We start from the raw sequence: 19,314 nt of genomic DNA on the forward strand, positions 1-19,314 counted from the left end.
TTCACTCGGTGTTGCTGCCCCTCAATAGCAACGGCCGTGCCAGGGACGCTAAGCGCAGCAAGTCCTATGATTAGGCTCTGCGGCATGCCGGCACTCGTTCGCCGAGCACCGTGACATGCCTGTATCAGGCGGTAGCCGTGCCGACCCATACATGAAATCGTCCTCTTCCCGCACCACTTTGCGCCAGTGCGAACTAGAGGAATCGCTCGCGACTTTTCGGCCGAACGTCGCGTTTGTAGACACGCTGGCGATCTACTGACATTTGTCACGTTTGCTTTCCGACAGAAGCACGGACTGCGCTCACACTGATCAGTTTTCGGGTTACCGAAAGCTGCCCAGCGCGTGCGGCTCTGGGCATTGAGCCGATTCTCGCTTATGCCTGTCCTCAGCGCCGACTGCTAAGTTTTGGCAAAATGTCCGGTGCTAATGCGGTAGCGGCCGCCAATAGCGGCTTCCTTGTGCGATGCCTATGCCCGTGTCGCGCCAGCGCCATTTCGCGGCACCCATCACCAGGGACGCTGGACGGTGTTGAACGATAACGCCGTGTCTCAGTTTGGAATTGAGGAATCATCCCTTTTTCCAGGCCGCTGCTACCGCTCTGGCGATCCCAGACCGCTCTTGAGCGGAAAGATGCTTTTCCCGGACCTTCTTTCCTTCTTACCGCCCTTATCTTGGCTGGCCGATCGCAACCGGCGATCTTGATGAGCCCACTGGCAAGTCCCAACGATAGCGCTGCTGCTCCCACGCCTATTCTCTCGGAAATGGACACACGGCGTTAGAGAGCGTCTGTCTGACACGTCTGAATGCACAGCCTCACTCGGTGTTGCTGCCTCTCAATAGCAACGGCCGTGCCAGGAACACTAAGCGCAGCAAGCCTATCAATAGGCTCTGGGGCATACCGGCACTGGTTCGCCGAGCACCGTGATATCCCTTTATCGGGCGGTAGCCGTGCCGAGGACCATACATGGAATCGTCCTCCTGCCGCGCCATTCGCAGCCCGAAGCACCCTCCCGGCGCAACGTTAGGCGACATCCGGTAGACAGCCGCCTGCCGTCACATCTCGCTCATTCTTAGCGGGAAAGGTGCCGTTGGACCGGGGATCGCACACTTCTGTGTTTTCGTCCACAGCATGCCATGGCATCATACATACTCAACGCCTCCCCACTGGCAGGCCGCTGCGACATTCGGGAAGAAACCGCGTCCATGGTGGTTGGCACTTGTGTTGCAAAGCAGTGGAATACCCGTAAGTGTTTCATATTCGACGAGAAGCTTGGCGACTTTGTGCTGAGACGTTCTGGGAATGGTTTGTAATCGCGCAGTTCCGTCCAGATGTACAACGGCGGGGGTCCCGCCCTTCTGCTCGTGTTTGATGATCAAAGAGCATAAAAGGGTCCGGCGTTCCAGGACTGAAAATGTCCGGGGCACGATCCTCCAGGCATATCGGAGCCACCGGCCGGAAGTGTTCGCGAAGTTTGATATCGTTGAGATGATCCTTCATTCGCGCCGTCGTCGCGGCTGCGAGAATGCTTCTACTACCTAGTGCCCAAGCTCGGCGCGGTTGGCAAAGAAAATCACCGGCTTGTTGCTGGCGAAAATGGTCGCAAGTTCACCCACGCTACACGGCGCGGTGTCCCGTTGTAACCGGCATGAGGCCCTCACTTCGCCATCGCGAGGTTCGCCTGCGATACAGCCTGGCGTGAGCTGATCGGTGGAGGTGAAGCGATGGCAAATGCCATGCTTGATGCCAGGCAGGAAGGTGACTCCTATCGTCGCGTCGAGGTGATCACTGGGGAGCGCCGACGGCGACGGTGGACGGGCGAGGACAAGGCCGGATCGTGGCGGAGAGCTTTGAGGAGGGTGCGAACATCTCCGAGGTGGCGCGGCGCAATGGCGTTTCCCGCGGGCTGCTCACGGTGTGGGCGCCGCCAGGTTGCGGCAGCGGTGGCCGGCAAGGCGCCGAACTTCGTGCCGATCCAGATTGGCGCCGGAAGCGGTGGCGGGACAGCTGGCGAGTCCGAGCGTGTTTCGCCGGCACAAACGACGCCTTTGGAGATCGCCGCGCCGCCGGCCAAGCCCTGCGGGGTGATCGAGACCGAGTTGAGTGGAGCGCGCATCCGCGTCGAGCCAGGCGTGGAGCTGGCGACGCTTTCGACGGTGCTGTCGGCGCTCCAGGGTATCCGGTGATTGCGCTACGGTCTGACCTCAAGGTGGTGCTGGCGACACAGCCGGTCGACTTCCGCAAGTCGGTGCACACGCTGTCGGCGCTGGTGAGCGAAGCGCTGCGCGCGAACCCGTATTGCGGCGAGGTCTTCGTGTTTCGCAGCAAGCGCATGGACAAAGTGAAGCTTCTGGCGTGGGACGGCAGCGGCATGGTGCTGGTGACGAAGTGGCTGCAAGGGCGCTTCACCTGGCCACCGATCCGCGACGGCGTGATACATCTGAGTGCGACGCAGCTCGCGATGCTGCTCGACGGGCTCGAGTGGACGCGTGTGTCGCCGAAGCCTGTGAAGCAGCCGGCGCTCGTCGGATGACGCGTGTGGATTCCGCTGGAGCCTGTGGCGCGCGGATGTATCGTTTGATCATGCGATTCGTCCCGACGCTCTCCCGACCGACCGCAGCTCTGACCGAGATGGTGCTCGCGCTTGACGCCGAGAACGAGAAGCTAGGTGTGGCTCCGCTCCGTCATTGTGAGACACCATCATGCTCTGCAAACGCGCCGTTGCAGACCTTCAATCGGCGCGAAGTTGCACTTCAATCAGCTGCGCGCACTATTCAGTTGAAGCCGACATCAGCCCCTTAGTCGCCTTTGCAGTGCCTGCCGATCGACGACCAAGTTGCCGAGGTTCAGATCTGTCTGCCGTCTTCCCGCGAGCCGTCTGACCAGCTCCCGGGTACCGTCGACCACAAAGACACCGCAATCATAGCCGTTCCCCTGCCGGCGTATGGGGGCCATCTCGCAACTCGGCTCCCACCCGCGCTGCGAGCATTGCTGCAGGTCTGGCATTGTGTCCCCCGGCGGAGTCGTAATGATAGGCAACCGGCCTGTCGCGATCGCGGCGATCTACCAGCAGCAACGACCAATGGGAGCCGCGGCGATTGAGGTCCGTAGCGCTCGCATCATTCACCGGCAAGAACAGGAAGTCGGCGCCGTATCGTTGCCATTCCGATCGTCGACAATGCGATGGAATGCGCGTAGCGCATCGACCTCTGAACCCTGACCCACCTGAAAGGCCATGAGAGGATCCACGAACCAGGTCCGGGCGGCGAGGTTTGGAGTGCTTTGCCACAACTCCTGCGACAGAAGCTCGTAGTCCCGCTGGATATGCTCGTCACCCAGCCATTCCCTGGCTGCGAGCACCCGTCCGCTGCGGTCGCCGGCAGAGGCACTCGCCCTCGAAGCGCCGATCCGGGCATCAGGAACCGAGGATGGGCCAGTGGATCAGCTGGGCGTCGCGGCGTCCTTGCGGCCCCAATGCGATGGAGTAGGTCTCACCGTTGAGAGAGACCGGCTGGGGAGCCATTCGCCGAACTCGGCAACAGCATTTTATTGTCCAGTACATCGAGCAGGAAGTCCGGCACCGGCTGTGAGCCATGCTGCACGTCGGCAAACGGTTATTGTGGTTGGGAGGTCAAAGCGCTGCTCAACAAGGACTTGCAGAACGCAGGCGTGAGCTTGCCGCGGTGGATCACAACGTCTTCGTGACCCTTTTCGGCTCGGGCGTTCTGCCATTGCCGATTGTAGCCGTGCTGTTCATTGGACTTCACGTGGCAAGCGGCGAAGTCGGCGTCGCCCAGCGTGGCCAGCTGCCAGGCATGTACCGGCCGCTTGGTATGGATGTGCACCCACATCGGATTTGGCATCCTACCACTGCGCAGCGCCTTGGGCTGCAGCTTGATCTCGAACAGCGTCGCTGGCTCGCCCTTCAAGGCGCGCGGTGGATACACAGACGCCAGTTCCTCGGCCACCCGCAACTGTTCAAGGTACTTCTGCGACGGAAACGCGTACGTCTTCATGCAATCGATCGTGATCGCCGCCTTTCGCGCGTTCAATGAGTTTGCCTGTCCCTGAACCTCGGACAACATCGCCCTAAGCTGGACTATTTTTTCCTGCACTTCGGTCACTTGCGCAGGCGTGAGGAGGCCACGCCGGCGGGGCTCCTCCAGCGCGGCTACACAGGCATCAATCTCGGCGGCCTGCGTCTGCAGGCGCTTAAGGACGAGATCCACGACGTGGTCGGCGTCCTCGGGCCCCGTCTGGCGCGCTTGAGAGACGGCGCTTTGCTGAGCCGGCAGATCGAACTGCAGCAGCACGTCCAATCGCTTGAGTAATCCCGTCAGTGCGTTCCTGGAGGGCGGAGCCTGCCACATCTCCAGGTGCCCGGTCGCCGATGATGACGCCCTCGCGCGTGCCTCCTCTGCACTCGCGAGTTTCCTCGTACCCAGATCCGATCGTACGATAACCGTGGCAGCGTCGGGCCTGGCGAGCTGCGGCTCGCGCAGCCCGGCAGTTGAACTCCCCTTGCCTGCGGCCGGTGCGCGCTTGCCTTTCCCCTTCCTGCGCGCCGCGTGGCGCTCAGCCCCTAAGTCGGTCTTTTCCGATATCGCAGCCTGGGCAGGCGGTTCCGCTTGCCTCTTTGGCTGCACTGCTAAAAGTCGCGTGACGGCGTGCGCGGTGACCCATGCACCTTCCGCGATCTGGTCCAACGGTTCCAATGGAAGGTCGGGATTCGTTCCAGCATCCCTTAGCCTGGCAACGATGCGTTCCACCCCTGAGGCAAATTCCGAAAGCCGTTCCATGACTCCTTCCAGAACAGTGCAGTGCTTTCCGTCGAGTGGCTCTCCGTCTTTGTTCAGAACGGCTTCGTACGTCGAGAAGAATGCCGGCAAAACATCCTCGACAAAGGTCCTGAGCAGACGCACCCGCCCGTCCTCGCCCATGAGGGCGTCGCTCACGGCTGGTTCAAACGTGCTCGCCTTACACTCAATCAGAAGATGCGCGCGAGCAATCCGCTGTTGCAGATACATGCACCCCGCATAAAGTGCCCAGCCGGTATGCAGGCGTAGTGCGGCCTCTTCGGGCTTCCGCATCTTGGGCTTCGTGCTTGGCAAGTTGGCAGTGGCCGCGCAGACGGACTGCATCCGTTCCGAACGCGATGCCTTTTTTCCCCACCACTCCATGCAGGCCAGGTAGTGCTTCTCCACGCTGGATAGCGCTCGGCTCTGCTGGCCGGGCGGAGCGCCCGAATCTCGCATCTGGTCGAGCACGGCTGCTGCTCTCGTCCTGCTCGCCTCCAGGTCGCGAATAATCAAGGCTGCCACGACGTTGCATTCCTCCCCGCAGCGAGAGTGTCGTCGCGGAGTCGGCGAGCCCGATCGTCGGAAAGAAGGCTGCGCGCCAGGTCCAGGGGGAGGCTCGCGTAGTAGTCCAGAACTTCCGAGCCTGCCTCGACGACTTGATCAATCAGGTCTTGGGCCTCCGACGGGTTCGCGTCGGGAACGGTTTCTTTGGCTGCATTTCGAGAAGCATCAAAGTGCTCACGCAGGCTGCGCAGTCTTTGCTTCGCTGCTTTGATTCGTTCGTCACGTGAGGAAATCGTGACTGCCGCCCCCGAAGCTGGTGGCAGGTCCACGAGCGGCGCCGTTCTATCTTGAGGCCCGGAGCGCATCAGCTCCACGACGGAGTCGAAAGACTGCATGCCTTCCCCGGGGGCGGGACCGGGCTGCGGCCTCGATCTGCTCGATCCCCATGTGCTGTCGGCCTCTGCAGGCCCAACGTGCGATTTGCCAGGTCGGCCAATGCCCGTCATATTCCATCTCCAATCAATCAAGAATGCGCGGCCTGTCTGGATAGGCAGGGCTGGCTGACGAGTAGCTGACGAAGGGCGTTTTTCCCGGTTGCACAGGAAGCCCGGATCACGATCGTCGTCGATTCGTAGCTCGGCCACGATCCGGCGCAATGCAAGCACCCGCCCGCTGCGCTGGCGCCTTACAAAAGTGACCCGGCCATAGCAAATATTAGCGGACGTAGTAGGTCTGCTGTCTCGACCTATCAACCAAATGAGCAGAGCCTTTTGCAGACACGCCTCGTGCGCGCTAAGTGCGGCAGGGAACTGCTGCCGGGACAAGAGAGACTTGATGCAGCTTGATTTTGCGCCACGCCTCACTTGCGCTAGCCCCGCTGGCTACGGCAGTGCGGCGCTTGGCTGGTGCGGAGTCGCGGGGAAGCGGTGTAGATACCCTGCTCGCGAGATCCTTGTGTGCGTCTCCTGGCTTCCTCGTGGGCAGGAAGTCTCACGTCACGCTTCACCCGACATAGCACCAAGCGTGAACTCGAAATTGATCGGCTGATCGGTCTTTTCCGCATACGCCATGACGATATCGGTTGTGACGCAGGCGTTTGCCGCCGGCCGAGCACTACATTTCACAGATGGACCCTCCGCGCGCGGGCGTCCGAAGCCACCATGACGTGGCGACGGCTGAGCGAAAACAGCATTGAAAGATCCTTGCAATCGGGTGGCCGCTTCACAGCTCAAGAGCATGGTCCGCGAGCACCTGACGCGTCAGCGCGCCCTTGATCTCGCGGACGATCTCATCGCGGATCTGCGCTCCGAACTGCCGCTCGGCATCGCTGTTCCCGATTAGCCCATGACCGGCGAGCCGTTGCTGGAGGCGGCTGTCGAACTCCTCCCCCATCGCCTCGAGAAGTCGATGCTGCATTTGTGCATGGGGTTGGGGTGCGATCCGGCTCACCACCGTCTCCCAGGGTTGCCACCGAGTTGCCAGATAGTCGGCCAACCCCGTCTCCTCTGCGGATTCCGGGGATTGCGGCCAGAGATTCCGATTGAACGCGACCATGCATTCCGATCGAAGGCGGCCACCTGTTCCGACGAAGGCGGCCGGGTTGTCGTTGCCGGCATGAGGAGTTGGGTCAGGTTTTCTTCGCGGCGTCAAGATTGGCGCGTTGGGCAGTTATTTTCCGCATGCTGTCTCCTTTGAGGATGAGGCGGTGAGCGTTGTGGACGAGGCGGTCGAGGACGGCGTCGGCGATGGTCGGGTCGGCGATGATCTCAAGCCAATTTTCGATCGGTACCTGGCTGGTGATGATGGTCGATCCGCGCTGGTGACGATCGTCGACGACTTCGAGGAGATCGCGACGCTGCTCGCCGGTAATCGGAGCGAGGCCCCAGTCGTCGAGGATGAGCAAATCGACCCTCGATAACGTCTTGAGGAGCCGCGCATAGCGTCCGTCGCCGCGGGCGAGCGCAAGAGCTTCGAACAGCCTTGGCAGGCGATGGTATAAGACCGATCGATTATCGCGGCATGCCTTGTGACCGAGCGCGCAGGCGATCCAGCTCTTGCCGACGCCGGTCGGCCCGGTGATGAGCAAATTTTGCTTGCGGCCGATCCAATCGCCATCGACGAGCTTGGCAAAGAAGGCGCGGTCGATGCCGCGCGGAGCGCGCAGATCGACATCTTCGACGATTGCGGCCTGCCGTAGCGAGGCAAACTTCAGGCGTACGATGAGCCTTTTGTTCTCTCGCTCAGTTGCTTCGCGATCGATCATCAGGCCGAGGCGCTGCTCGAAGGTCAGCGCGGTGACGTCCGGTTGGCGTTGCTGATCATCGAAGGCCTTGGCCATTCCGGCGAGCCCGAGAGCGGCGAGACGTTCGTGGGTATGATTGCTGAGCATAATGCCTCCTTGTTGCTGGTCAGTGGTAGTAGCCGCGGCCACGGATGTTACCGTGCTGGATGGGATCGGCGTCGGGGGTGGTGTCGGGAAGGAAGGACTTGTCCAGGCCGGTCTTGAGGATCGAGGCAATCGACCGATAGCTCGCTGAGCCGATGCTGATCCCGCGGCGGCAAGCGGCTTCGAGACGTTGCGTCCCATAGGTCTTTTCCAACCGCAGGATGCCGAGACAGGATCGGAATCCCTGCTCGGGATGCGGCTTTGTCCGCATGATCGCCTCGCACAGCGCGATTGTGGACGGACCGACTGTCTCAGCGGCGGCCAGCAGACGCGCCGGCGTCCAGAAGGCGTATCGGCGATGCGCGCTCGGCATGTGCTCGGGGATCGTGGTGTGGCGGCGCTTCACCCCCGAGCGTGCATGGCTGGCGATGCGGGTGCCGCGATGGAACACCTCGATCGTGGCTTCGGTGGCCCGAACCTCGACAACCTGGCGGATCATGCGGGATGGCACCGAGTAGAAGTGTCCCTGAACTTCGACATGGTAATCCGGCGCCACACGGGCACGACGCCATTCGGCGTACTGATAGGCCTCGGCCGGCAGCGGCATCAGGGCCGGACGATCGATGGTGTCGAAGAACTCGCGGCGGCTGGCACCGAGCTTGCGCATCAGGCGGGCGTTGAGTTGGTCGACCAGGATGCGGATCGCAACATTCAACTCGGCGAGCGAGAAGAAGCGCCGGTTGCGCAGCCGCGCCAAAATCCATCGCTGGACGATAAGAACCGCCGCCTCCACCTTGGCCTTGTCGCGCGGCTTGCGGGGCCGCGCCGGCATAATGGTGGTGCCGTAATGGGCGGCAAGATCTTGGTAGGTCCGGTTGACGCCTGGCTCGTAGCGGCTCACCACCGTCACCCCGGCCTTCAGATTGTCGCAGACGAGCGCCTTCGGCACCCCGCCCAGGAAGGTGAGCGCATCCACATGGGCGCCGATCCAGTCGGGCAGCGCCTCGCTGAACCGGGCTTGGGCAAAGGTGTAATTCGACGCTCCCATGACCGCGACGAAGATCTTGGCGGCGCGCACCTTCCCGGTGAGCCCGTCGAACACCGGCATGGTATCGCCGGCGAAGTCCACGAACAGCTTTTCGCCGGCCGCGTGGGTCTGCCGCATGGTCGCCGTGATGCCGTGGCGCCATTCGACGTAGAGGTCGCAGAACCGGCTGTAGCCGTAGCCGTCGGGATGATGGCCGCGGTATTCCTCCCACAGCAGTGCCAGCGTTACGCTGCGGCGGCGCAACTCGGCATGGACATGCCCCCAATCCGGAAGCGGCTTCGATCGTGGCGGGTTGTAGCCGGCCGGCGCAAACAGCTTGCGCTCCAGGGCTGTGTCGTCGAGCTCCTCCGGGATCGGCCAGGTGATGCCGATCACCGCGGCCCGGCGGACATACTCCGCGATCGCCGTGCGACCGATCCCGACCGATCGGGAGATCACCCGATCGCTCACCCCACAGGCATACTTCAGGCGTAGAACTTCTCGAATCTTCCGCATCGGCAATCTCTCGGCGGGCATCGGACCTCCCATTGCGTCAACCGCAAAAGGAGGGACCTTGCCCCGTTCAGATTGCCAACAACGCCCCCCGTCTCACCCTATCAACAGGGTGGCCGCATTCGTTCGGATCGGGTGGCCGCTTTCGATCGGAATCGGTGGCCGCCTTCCGTCGGAATCGGTGGCCGCTTTGCCCCGGATTCCGCACTCCTCCTCGTCGCGCACCCGCATCTCAGCCGTGCTGAGGTCGTACTCAGTGACCCAGGAGACGCCGAAGAAGCGCATGTCGGAGGCGATGTGCCGTAACTCAAGCCGCTCGCGCAGCTTGACCTGATAGGCCAGATAGACTTCGATCTCGTCGACAAAGCGGAGCGAGTTGACCTTCTCCCTGGCGATCTGCTCGAGCGCGTCCAGGCGGAACAGGACGCGGCCCTGCTGGACGAGATCGTCAAGCCGATTGTCATAGGCGCCATCCTCGACTTCAGCGTTCAAGCGTGCGGTCTGCATGCCGTTCCAGGTTAAAGTGATGCGATCCACGCAGCTCTCGCTCGCTTCGAAAGCCAGCTGAAAGTACTGCTGGCGCAATTGCGGCCTGGTCGCCGCCTGCCGCAGATCCTCAATCACGGCCTGCCGGAACTGGGAATTGCCAGAATTTACGGTGTCCCGCAGCCTGTCGAGGAAGCGCGCGTATTCCGGCGCACCCGCCTCGCCAGCGAAGTTCTGCCAGGCGGCCAGAACCTCCGGCTCGCCCTCGACCCAGTCGGCCACAGCCTGCGCCAGCGGCCGCTCATGATTCGCCGGTTCCCGGCCCATTGAGAAGAAGACCCGAGGGCCGGTGTAGCCTCGCGCATTCAGGGCCATCGCCAGATTCGTCTGCACCCGCTCGGGCAGCGGATTATCCTCCAGATAAACCATACACCCAGAATCTAGCTGCGTTAGCAGGGTCTCCGGCAGGCTGGCTAACCGGTTGTCTCGCACCTCGAGCACCTGGAGCTCGGCCGGGAGGGTCTCGGGCAAGCTGGTCAGCCTGTTGCCGCCGGCATGAAACCTCTGGAGCTCACGCGGGAGCGTCTCGGGCAGGCTAGTCAGCCGGTTGTCACGGGCTGCACAAGCTTGGCGAGGTGGTGTCGAAGACCCTGGAATGCGAGCCGCGGCGCCGCTCGTCACCGGCCTCGAAATCTGGATGCGCCAGCAGCGCACCTTGCTCTCTGCAGGCAACGACACCGCCAAGGCCATCAACTACCTGCTCAACCGCTGGGCGGCGTTCACCCGCTTCCTCGACGATGGCCGCGTCTGTCTCACCAACAACGCCGCCGAACGGGCGCTGCGTGGTGTGGCGGTTGGAAGAAGAAACTGGACCTTTGCCGGTTCGGACGCGGGTGGTCATCGGGCTGCCGCTGTCTATACCTTGCTCGAAACTTGCAAGATGAACGACGTCGATCCGCAAGCCTGGCTCGCTGACGTCCTGGCCCGGCTTCCAGACCATCCCGCCAACAAAGTCGACGAATTGCTTCCGTGGAATTGGAAGGCGAACCAACGGTCAAAGGCCGCCGTTGCTGCCTGAGAGCTTCGCGGGAGACCATCGCGACGCCCTGGGGTGCTGGCCGGACGCGTACTCCGCGCTGGCGCAACGGTATGGTCGACATTGCAGCGGGCGCTGCCATGATCGGCTGCAATGTCAAAGATCACCGTAGCTTGATCTGCTACCGTGCCGCGCCGCCACAGCCGCACCGTGCGCGCATAGCCACATGTCGTCGCCATATCCCGCCCATAAGAGCTCGACAGCACCAGCGCATCGGGATCAATCCATTCAGCTTCGCTCTTGGCTTCCGGTAACACAAAGCTTTCGCGAGCAAACGCTTTCGCGTCGATGTCGAACTCACGCAAGGTGACAGCATCGCTGCGCGCCGCGAGAGGCTCAGCATGGTGCATCAATGAGTCCCGGGCAGCGAGGCCGTCGCATTCAGAAGCCAGTCTTCACCCTCGCTGTTAGCGAGCTGGTCGATGTCGAGCAGAACCAACGCGGCGTTCGAAAGTCTTCCAGAGTGGTTCGTCGCCAGAGGCCGCGTGGATTGTTGGCGTCCTTCCAGAGATTGTAGAGATAGCCGCCACGGCGGCTAATATACGGTATACTGTCTGATGGATCGTAAATCGAGGCCAGCGCGTCCCGCTCCCGCTCGAATGCCGCTCCGCCAAACGTCTGCAACGTCTTGTAATTCTGCCGCTTGATAAATCTCAGCGCCCGCGCGCTTTCGATCTGTTCCAATCACCAATATGGATCATCGTCTGGAGCCGAGAGCGAGGACTTTCCAACCCGCCACTTTGTCTTCGCTCTTGCTTTGATTGCAGTTCACTGCCTCCAGTCCTGGCATTTAGGCACACCCGTGGGTATGCTATCCGCGGTGAAGCGCCGTCTCTCGTAAGTTTCTACGACCTGACGCGACGTGAGATGCAAGGCTAGTCCTTCGACGCAGATGTCGCACGGCATCACAGTTTTAGTGGTGATGATAATACGCGCGCGATTGGAGCGATCCCAGCGAAGCTCGACTGAAGGATTGCGGCGATGGCCCTCGCGGGTCCATCTCTGCGACGCGGCCCATTTACACCGACGCGAGCGCCACTGTGCGGGATGCTGCGGATCTTCGCGGATATCACGTCGCAGAACCAGCCGACGTTTCGAGCGAACAGTACTTAGGCTTTTGGTAGTATTCGCCTGCGTGATAAAGGCGACCGTTTCCGTCATCAAAGTCTGGTCCTCCCTGCATGTGCACTCCGGTATTCGGCAAATGTGTGTTGTGTTCGATTCCGACGCGGTCGTGTTTCAATGCACGCTCGTGTGTCGCGAAAACGACATTCCCGAAGCGAGGCAGAGGCGGTTTACAGATCGAAGGAAGTTCTGTCTTATTCTATATGCGATAAGTTTGGCCTCGGCGTGGTTGGCCGCTATTGGGTCACGCGGACGCCATGCCATAATGAACGAATCTCCATCACGTCAGCGAAAAGCGTATCGCCTACCGTGCTACTGTGACGCCAGAAAGCCCGACCTTCCAGTTCAAATTAATCAATTCGCGCTTCGCGGGCTCCCCGTGCGACTACCACCCTTCACATCCGTAACAGCCATGACAGGATTTCTGCACTGTCAGCACGGCGAGGCGAGTTAGGATCGTTGGATTGCTCTCACCCCGCGCGGCCAGAGTTAGAACCTTCTCGGCGAGGCAAGCCTTCAATGAAGACGTCCGCTTTGCTTCAGGCGCGATCTGGACAGCATCCTCCAGAGCACTTCTCAGCACAGCATGCAGCTTGGTTTGAGGGGGTGGATATGACATGGCGCAAAATCCTGAAAACTTAGAATCTAACGATGGGGGCCCGGCATGTCCTAGCGTCCTGATGGTCCATCAAAACGTTTGACAACGATGTTTAGTTTTGAGGTGGCAGTCAGTGGCTCAGCTGTGCCCAAAACGAATACAATGACTAGGACCCGTTGAATGTGACAGTGGAGCTTCACAGACAGCTAAATTTTTGTTCTGATCATTGCTGGGCGATCTCGACATTAACGCGACCGGGAAAGTCGCGCGGCTTAGGCATTCTGCCGTGGTGACGTCCAGATCAAGCCGAAGTGACGCCCTGTGCTACGCGGCTTCGTCTTCGAGCCGGACGTGAAGTTGGTGTGTCCCGCGATTGAAGAGGAGTTCGGATCAGCCGAGGCCCGAACGGTCTCTACTGATGGGGCAAGCCACGTCTGCGGCGATATTTGCCGGCCAAGGGCGCGTTGAGGGTGCGCTAGACACTGCCCGGTGGCGACATAGATGCGTCAGTTCGCGAGGACCTTGCCGATAAAGCGGCCGCCGCAGATCAGAGGGATTGACCCGCTGAGGCCCAGGGCCACGTTCCAACTTCTTATGAGCTTAAGGTGTCGCCCCTTCGGCCTATTTATTCGTTAGCGCCCGCTCGAAAAGCGGCTCGCCGCCTCTCGCGTTTTGAGTATAGCCGCCGCGCTCTGTTCGCTCACTGAGGCGTCGGGGCACGGTTTGCAGACGGCAGCACGGGCGTGGAGTGCGAACCGGAAGGAGTCGCGCCGACGGCCGCCGCTGCTTGGAATTCATCCAGGTGGTCAATGAGCCATTCCAACGTTTGTCCACGTGTCTGTTCGGAGTCGCCGTCGCTTTGCGCTGTTGGAATTCAGGCGTTCTCGCCAGCGAAGCGAAAACTGCACATATCGGGCCGATAAGCCAGCCCGGTCACGTGGCTCCCTTGAAGATGATTGTCGCGTCAAAAAGCAAGTCGAAGATTGGTTGTCTTTCGAACATCGCGCGTACGCGCCAAATGTACCGAGGGATGTCGCGCCGGAGCAAGTCGCTTCGCGTTCACTGTGGAGAGAGACATCCGCAAAGCTTGCCGGCATTCCCGTCGGACTTCCGACCGACATGCCCAAGGCCTGGTTCGTGGCGCTCGCGGCCCTGTCGAAGTCGGCGACGCCGCGGCGGGTGCGGCTGAATGCGGACCGCGGACCACGTGGTCGTGCCGCCCGGCCGCCCGACGGCCAAGCGCACGCCATGACGCGCATCACGATCGGACCGCTCAACGCGTCGTGCGCGATCTCGAAGTTGGCCTCGATGTCGAGAGTGGGCGGGTCATGCGCGAGGAGGTGGCGGCGCCGCTGTATCGCGGCTTCGAGCAGATCCTGGAGGGGCGTCCGCCCCTCGACGACGCGCTGGCGCTGGGGCCGCGGATCTGCGGCATCTGCTCAGTCTTGCAGTCGGTCGCCGCGGCTGCCGCTCTTCGCGATGCGATGGCGGCCGAGGTCGCGCCGAACGGGTTGCTCGCCACCAATCTCGCGCATGCGGCGGAGAATGCCGCTGATCATCTCACGCGCTTCTACATCTTCTTCATGCCGGACTTCGCTCGCGAGGCCTGTGCCGCGCGCATGACGAGACACGGGACCGTTTCGCAGCGACGCGCGGCACTGCGGCACGCGATGTCTTGCCGGCGCGGGCGCGGCTGCTCGAACCCATGGGTATCTTCGGCGGGAAGTGGCTGCATAGTCTGGCCTTCCAGCTGGCCGATGTCGGCGGCCCGCTGGAGACAGGCGCTGATCGGCACCCGATATAGGCGACGCCGGCGCACGCTCGGTCGCCATCCGGCACGTCATGCGCTCGTTCGATTCCTGGATCGTATGCACCGCGCATTGAGTGGTCTCTCGCGCGGGGGCGGAAACTTCCTTGTCGCCTGAAATCGAATTGTTTCCGCTTTTCTCGGTCGGGGCATGCGCGCGCACCGCAATTCGAGCAGTTCAAATCTGCAACAATTTGGTATCACTCTACTTCCTTACGTCCAGTGCTTGGCCTGCTTCTTGCTGTCCTTGGCGTCATAGGCAAGTCAAAGCCGAGGCGGGAGGATTCATGGGCGCGGCGACGGAAACGTTTTACAGCGTGATCAGGCGACAAGGTATCGCGCGTCGGAGCTTTCACAAATTTTGCTGCCTGACTGCGACGAGTCTCGGCCTCGGGCCGCTGGCGGCGAGCCGCATCGCGAACGCGCTCGAGACCAAGCCGCGCGTGCCGGTGATCTGGATGCACGGCCTCGAATGCACCTGCTGTTCCGAGAGCTTCATTCGTTCCGCGCACCCGCTGGTGAAGGATGCCGTGCTCTCGATGATCTCGCTCGACTATGACGACACCATCATGGCGGCCGCAGGCCACCAGGCGGAGGCGATCCTCGAAGAGACCCGCACCAAGCACAAAGGGCAATACATTCTCGCGGTGGAAGGCAATCCGCCGCTGAACGAAGGCGGCATGTTCTGCATCGACGGCGGCAAGCCGTTCGTCGAGAAGCTGAAGATGATGGCGGAGGATGCGATGGTGATCATCGCCTGGGGCGCTTGCGCCTCCTGGGGCTGCGTGCAGGCGGCCAAGCCCAATCCGACGCAGGCGACGCCCATCGACAAGGTCATCGCCAACAAGCCGGTCATCAAGGTGCCGGGATGCCCCCCGATCGCCGAAGTGATGACCGGCATCGTCACCTTCATCACCACTTTCGGCAAATTGCCCGAGCTCGACCGTCAGGGCCGGCCGAAGATGTTTTACTCGCAGCGAATCCACGACAAGTGCTATCGGCGGCCGCATTTCGACGCCGGCCAGTTCGTCGAGGAGTGGGACGACGAGGCGGCGCGCAAGGGCTATTGTCTCTACAAGATGGGCTGTAAGGGCCCGACCACCTACAACGCCTGCTCGACCGTGCGCTGGAATGGCGGCGTCTCCTTCCCGATCCAGTCGGGCCATGGCTGCATCGGCTGCTCGGAAGACGGATTCTGGGACAAGGGTTCGTTCTACGACCGTCTCACCAACATCAAGCAGTTCGGCATCGAGAAGAACGCCGACCAGATCGGCATGGTGGCGGCCGGAGCCGTCGGTGCGGCAGTCGCCGCGCATGCAGCGGTGACCGCGGTGAAGCGGCTCGCCGGCAAGCGCGAAGACGCGCACCACACCAGCTAAGCGCCAAAGGGGTCCAAGGGTAAGAAAATCATGGGTATCCAAACTCCCAACGGCTTCAATCTCGACAATTCCGGCAAGCGCATCGTCGTCGATCCGGTGACCCGTATCGAAGGTCACATGCGGGTCGAGGTCAATGTTGACGTCGACAACGTCATCCGAAACGCAGTCTCCACCGGCACGATGTGGCGCGGGATCGAGGTGATCCTGAAGAACCGCGATCCCCGCGACGCCTGGGCGTTCACAGAACGGATCTGCGGCGTCTGCACCGGCACGCACGCGCTGACGTCGGTGCGCGCGGTCGAGAACGCGCTCGATATCACCATTCCGGAGAACGCCAATTCGATCCGCAATCTGATGCAGCTTGCCTTGCAGGTGCACGATCACGTCGTTCACTTCTATCACCTGCACGCGCTGGATTGGGTCGATGTGGTCTCCGCGCTTTCGGCCGACTCGCGGGCAACTTCGACGCTCGCGCAGTCGATCTCGAGCTGGCCGCTGTCGTCGCCAGGTTACTTCAAGGACCTGCAAATCCGTCTCAAGAAGTTCTTCGAGTCGGGGCAGTTGGGGCCCTTCAAGAACGGCTATTGGGGCAGCAAGGCCTACAAGCTGCCGCCCGAGGCCAATCTGATGGCGGTCGCGCACTATCTGGAGGCGCTCGATTTTCAGAAGGAGATCGTCAAGATCCACACCATCTTCGGCGGCAAGAATCCGCATCCGAACTGGCTCGTGGGCGGCGTGCCCTGTCCGATCAACGTCGACGGCACCGGCGCGGTCGGTGCCATCAACATCGAGCGCCTGAACCTGATCTCGTCGATCATCGATCGCCTGATCGAGTTCAACGAGCAGGTCTACCTGCCCGACGTGGCGGCGATCGGTTCGTTCTACAAGGACTGGCTCTACGGCGGCGGTCTTTCCGGCAAGAGCGTACTCTCTTACGGCGACGTGCCGGAACACGCCAACGACTACTCGTCCAAGAGCCTGAAGCTGCCGCGGGGCGCCATCATCAACGGCAATCTCTCGGAGGTGCTTCCCGTCGATCATGCCAACCCCGATGAGATCCAGGAGTTCGTGGTTCACTCCTGGTACAAATATCCCGACGAAACCAAGGGACTGCATCCCTGGGACGGCGTGACCGAGCCGAAATACGTGCTGGGGCCCAATGCGAAAGGCACCAAGACCGCGATCGAGCAGCTCGATGAGGGCGGAAAATATTCATGGATCAAGGCGCCGCGCTGGCGGGGTCACGCCATGGAGGTTGGCCCGCTGGCGCGTTGGGTGGTGGGCCATGCGCAGAACAAGGCCGAGTTCAAGGATCCTGTCGACAAGTTCCTGAAGGATATGGACCTTCCGCTGTCGGCGCTATTCTCGACGCTCGGTCGCACGGCGGCGCGCGCGCTGGAGTCGGTCTGGGCCGGACGACAAATGCGCTACTTCCAGGACAAGCTCGTCGCCAACATCAAGGCCGGCGACAGCTCGACCGCGAACGTCGACAAGTGGAAGCCGGAGAGTTGGCCGAAGGAGGCCAAGGGTTTTGGCTTTACCGAGGCGCCGCGCGGCGCGCTCGCGCACTGGATCAAGATCAAGGAAGCCAAGATCGACAACTACCAGTGCGTGGTGCCGACCACCTGGAACGGCTCACCGCGCGATCCGCAAGGGAACATCGGTGCATTCGAGGCCTCGCTGATGAACACCCCGATGGTTAATCCCGAGGAGCCTTTGGAGATCCTGCGCACGATCCATTCCTTCGATCCGTGCCTGGCCTGCTCCACGCATGTCATGAGTCCGGACGGGCAGGAAATGGCCAGCGTCAAGGTCAGGTGAAGCAGGGGGAAACGCCATGATGGATGTAGCTGCACGTCCGGCGGAAGCCGAGCCGGACCTCTCCGCGATAGCGGCCGATGCGGCCGGCGAAGTCGACCGTCCCGCCGTCTACGTCTACGAAGCGCCGGTGCGGATCTGCCATTGGGTGAACGCGTCCTCGATCATCGTGCTGATGGTGACCGGATATCTGATCGGAACGCCATTGCCGTCGGTCGAGGGCGAGGCCTCGGCGAACTTCGTGATGGGCTATATCCGCTTTGCCCATTTCGCGGCGGGGCAGGTGCTGGCCGTATTCTTCCTTGCCCGCATTCTGTGGGCCTTCGTCGGAAATCACCATTCCCGGCAGATTTTCTATCTGCCGGTGCATCGCAAGCACTTCTGGAAGGAAGTGCTGCATGAAATCCGCTGGTATGCGTTCCTGGAGCGCGAGCCGAAGATGTATGTCGGCCACAACCCGCTGGCGCGGACCGCGATGTTCACGGGCTTCACGCTGTTCGTGGCGTTCATGATCGTTACCGGCTTTGCGCTCTATTCGGAAGGTGCGGGCAGCGACAGTTGGCAGCGCAAGCTGTTCGGCTGGGTGTTCGCGATCTGGCCGAACAGCCAGGACGTTCACACCTGCCATCATCTCGGCATGTGGGCGCTGGTCGTGTTCGTGATGGTGCACATCTACGCCGCGGTGCGTGAGGACATCATGTCGCACCAGAGCATCATCTCCTCGATGATCTCCGGCGAGCGGCAATTCCGCGACTGAGAAACTGCAATGATACCGATACCGACATCTTCGCAAGCAAACCGCATCCTGGTGCTCGGCATTGGCAACATCCTGTGGGCCGACGAAGGCTTTGGCGTGCGTGCGGTGGAGGAATTCCACCGCCGCTACGCCGTGTCCGACAATGTCACCATTCTCGACGGCGGCACGCAGGGGCTCTACCTCGTGAACTATCTGGAGGATGCGGATCGTTTGATCGTGTTCGACGCGATCGACTATGGGCTCGAGCCCGGGCAGTTGAAGCTCGTTCGCGACGACGAGGTGCCGCGTTTCACCGGCGCCAAGAAGATGAGCTTGCACCAGACCGGCTTCCAGGAGGTCATCAGCGCGGCCGACCTGCTTGGCCGTTGTCCGCGACATCTCGTATTGATCGGCTGCCAGCCGCTCGACCTCGAGGATTGGGGTGGGCCGCTGACGAAGCCGGTGCGCGATCAGATCGCGCCGGCGCTCGAGCTTGGTTGCGAGATCCTGGTCGAATGGGGCGTCGAGGTGATGCCGCGCACCGCGCCGTTGGCAGAATCGGAGCGGCTGCTCGCCAACGACATCGATCATCAGCATTACGAGATGAGGGGGCGGCCGGCCTGACCGGCTGCACCGTCGGAGATCCGTCATGTGCCTCGGTTTGCCGATGACGATCGTTGAGACTGACGGGATATCGGCGCTGTGCGAGTTCCGAGGCGAGCAGCGGCGCGTTTGGATGCTGCTGCTCTCGAACCCGCCGGCCGGTGCCAGGGTGCTGGTCTTTATCGACACCGCGGTTCGGCTTCTGCATGAGGCCGAGGCGCGCCTGATCGGCGCCGCGATCGACGGTCTGGGCGCAGCGATCAATGGCGAGGATTGCGATCGCTTCTTCGCCGACCTCATTGACCGCGAGCCGCAACTGCCCGAGCATCTCCGGCTTGATTAGGGCGGCAGCCCGCTCCGCGAGAGCCCGCGTCCTCGCTGGAAGATAAATTTCTATCTGCTAAGTTCATTTTCGTCCGATATGGAAATTAGCTTTCCG

General features: G+C 61.7%; 12 protein-coding genes and 6 pseudogenes. 10 read left to right on the forward strand and 8 right to left on the reverse strand.

The genetic code is table 11. The annotated features are described in order from the left end of the window. Positions 1–1,140: 1,140 nt before the first annotated feature. Positions 1,141–1,498 (reverse strand): annotated as a pseudogene (locus IVB19_RS38595) (carbamoyltransferase C-terminal domain-containing protein). Between the two features lie 443 nt (positions 1,499–1,941). Between IVB19_RS38595 and IVB19_RS38605 the strand changes: the two are divergent. Both IVB19_RS38605 and tnpB read left to right on the forward strand, forming a co-directional pair. Next, positions 1,942–2,184, forward strand: coding sequence for a hypothetical protein (locus IVB19_RS38605; RefSeq protein ID WP_247822326.1), 243 nt, complete (start codon positions 1,942–1,944; stop codon positions 2,182–2,184). Next, entirely contained in the window at positions 2,181–2,531 is a 351-nt protein-coding gene (gene tnpB / locus IVB19_RS38610) for an IS66 family insertion sequence element accessory protein TnpB (RefSeq protein ID WP_247822301.1), read from the forward strand. Before IVB19_RS38605 ends, tnpB begins: the two co-directional genes overlap by 4 nt. A 257-nt stretch (positions 2,532–2,788) precedes the next feature. Here the strand turns inward: tnpB and IVB19_RS38615 are convergent. The 6 genes and pseudogenes from IVB19_RS38615 to IVB19_RS38640 all read right to left on the reverse strand — a co-directional run. After that, positions 2,789–3,603: pseudogene (locus IVB19_RS38615) on the reverse strand (Ulp1 family isopeptidase); the annotation flags it as partial. Between the two features lie 9 nt (positions 3,604–3,612). Beyond that, positions 3,613–5,807 (reverse strand): annotated as a pseudogene (locus tag IVB19_RS38620) (T3SS effector XopP-like protein). Between the two features lie 715 nt (positions 5,808–6,522). Continuing rightward, positions 6,523–6,795, reverse strand: coding sequence for a hypothetical protein (locus IVB19_RS38625; protein ID WP_346283668.1), 273 nt, complete (start codon positions 6,793–6,795; stop codon positions 6,523–6,525). Positions 6,796–6,928: 133 nt separating this feature from the next. Continuing rightward, the gene (istB, locus tag IVB19_RS38630) at positions 6,929–7,690 is read right to left on the reverse strand and encodes an IS21-like element helper ATPase IstB (RefSeq protein ID WP_247821758.1); all 762 of its coding nucleotides are present in this window, start codon (positions 7,688–7,690) and stop codon (positions 6,929–6,931) included. A 19-nt stretch (positions 7,691–7,709) separates the two neighbouring features. Further along, complete coding sequence (gene istA / locus IVB19_RS38635) at positions 7,710–9,251, reverse strand: IS21 family transposase (RefSeq protein WP_247821760.1); 1,542 nt, start codon at positions 9,249–9,251, stop codon at positions 7,710–7,712. Positions 9,252–9,323: 72 nt separating this feature from the next. Then, complete coding sequence (locus IVB19_RS38640) at positions 9,324–10,142, reverse strand: NEL-type E3 ubiquitin ligase domain-containing protein (protein ID WP_247821761.1); 819 nt, start codon at positions 10,140–10,142, stop codon at positions 9,324–9,326. 241 nt (positions 10,143–10,383) lie between these two features. Here IVB19_RS38640 and IVB19_RS38645 point away from each other — a divergent pair. Further along, positions 10,384–10,791: pseudogene (locus tag IVB19_RS38645) on the forward strand (IS66 family transposase); the annotation flags it as partial. Positions 10,792–11,190: 399 nt separating this feature from the next. Here IVB19_RS38645 and IVB19_RS40975 read toward each other — a convergent pair. Continuing rightward, the gene (locus IVB19_RS40975; RefSeq protein ID WP_524536776.1) at positions 11,191–11,493 is read right to left on the reverse strand and encodes a hypothetical protein; all 303 of its coding nucleotides are present in this window, start codon (positions 11,491–11,493) and stop codon (positions 11,191–11,193) included. A gap of 2,116 nt (positions 11,494–13,609) precedes the next feature. On the opposite strand from IVB19_RS40975, the pseudogene IVB19_RS38655 reads away from it, so the two are divergent. The 7 genes and pseudogenes from IVB19_RS38655 to IVB19_RS38685 form a co-directional block, all read left to right on the forward strand. Beyond that, positions 13,610–13,784, forward strand: a pseudogene (locus tag IVB19_RS38655) (NADH-quinone oxidoreductase subunit B family protein); the annotation flags it as partial. Beyond that, positions 13,781–14,315 (forward strand): annotated as a pseudogene (locus tag IVB19_RS38660) (nickel-dependent hydrogenase large subunit); the annotation flags it as partial. The pseudogenes IVB19_RS38655 and IVB19_RS38660, both read left to right, overlap by 4 nt. 311 nt (positions 14,316–14,626) lie before the next feature. After that, entirely contained in the window at positions 14,627–15,718 is a 1,092-nt protein-coding gene (locus tag IVB19_RS38665; protein WP_247821762.1) for a hydrogenase small subunit, read from the forward strand. Between the two features lie 30 nt (positions 15,719–15,748). Beyond that, a complete protein-coding gene (locus IVB19_RS38670; RefSeq protein ID WP_247821763.1) occupies positions 15,749–17,539 on the forward strand; it encodes a nickel-dependent hydrogenase large subunit in 1,791 nt (596 codons plus the stop codon). A gap of 16 nt (positions 17,540–17,555) precedes the next feature. After that, on the forward strand, positions 17,556–18,293 hold the full coding sequence (cybH, locus tag IVB19_RS38675) for a Ni/Fe-hydrogenase, b-type cytochrome subunit (protein WP_247821765.1): 738 nt from the start codon (positions 17,556–17,558) through the stop codon (positions 18,291–18,293). Positions 18,294–18,302: 9 nt separating this feature from the next. Then, positions 18,303–18,896 carry a hydrogenase maturation protease HybD family protein gene (locus IVB19_RS38680; RefSeq protein ID WP_247821767.1) on the forward strand — a complete coding sequence of 198 codons (594 nt, stop codon included), beginning with the start codon at positions 18,303–18,305 and terminating at the stop codon, positions 18,894–18,896. A 25-nt stretch (positions 18,897–18,921) separates the two neighbouring features. Then, positions 18,922–19,218, forward strand: a complete 297-nt coding sequence (locus IVB19_RS38685) for a HypC/HybG/HupF family hydrogenase formation chaperone (RefSeq protein WP_247821769.1) — start codon at positions 18,922–18,924, stop codon at positions 19,216–19,218. Positions 19,219–19,314 lie beyond the last annotated feature (96 nt).

Source organism: Bradyrhizobium sp. 187 (assembly GCF_023101005.1).
Lineage (GTDB): Bacteria > Pseudomonadota > Alphaproteobacteria > Rhizobiales > Xanthobacteraceae > Bradyrhizobium > Bradyrhizobium canariense_D.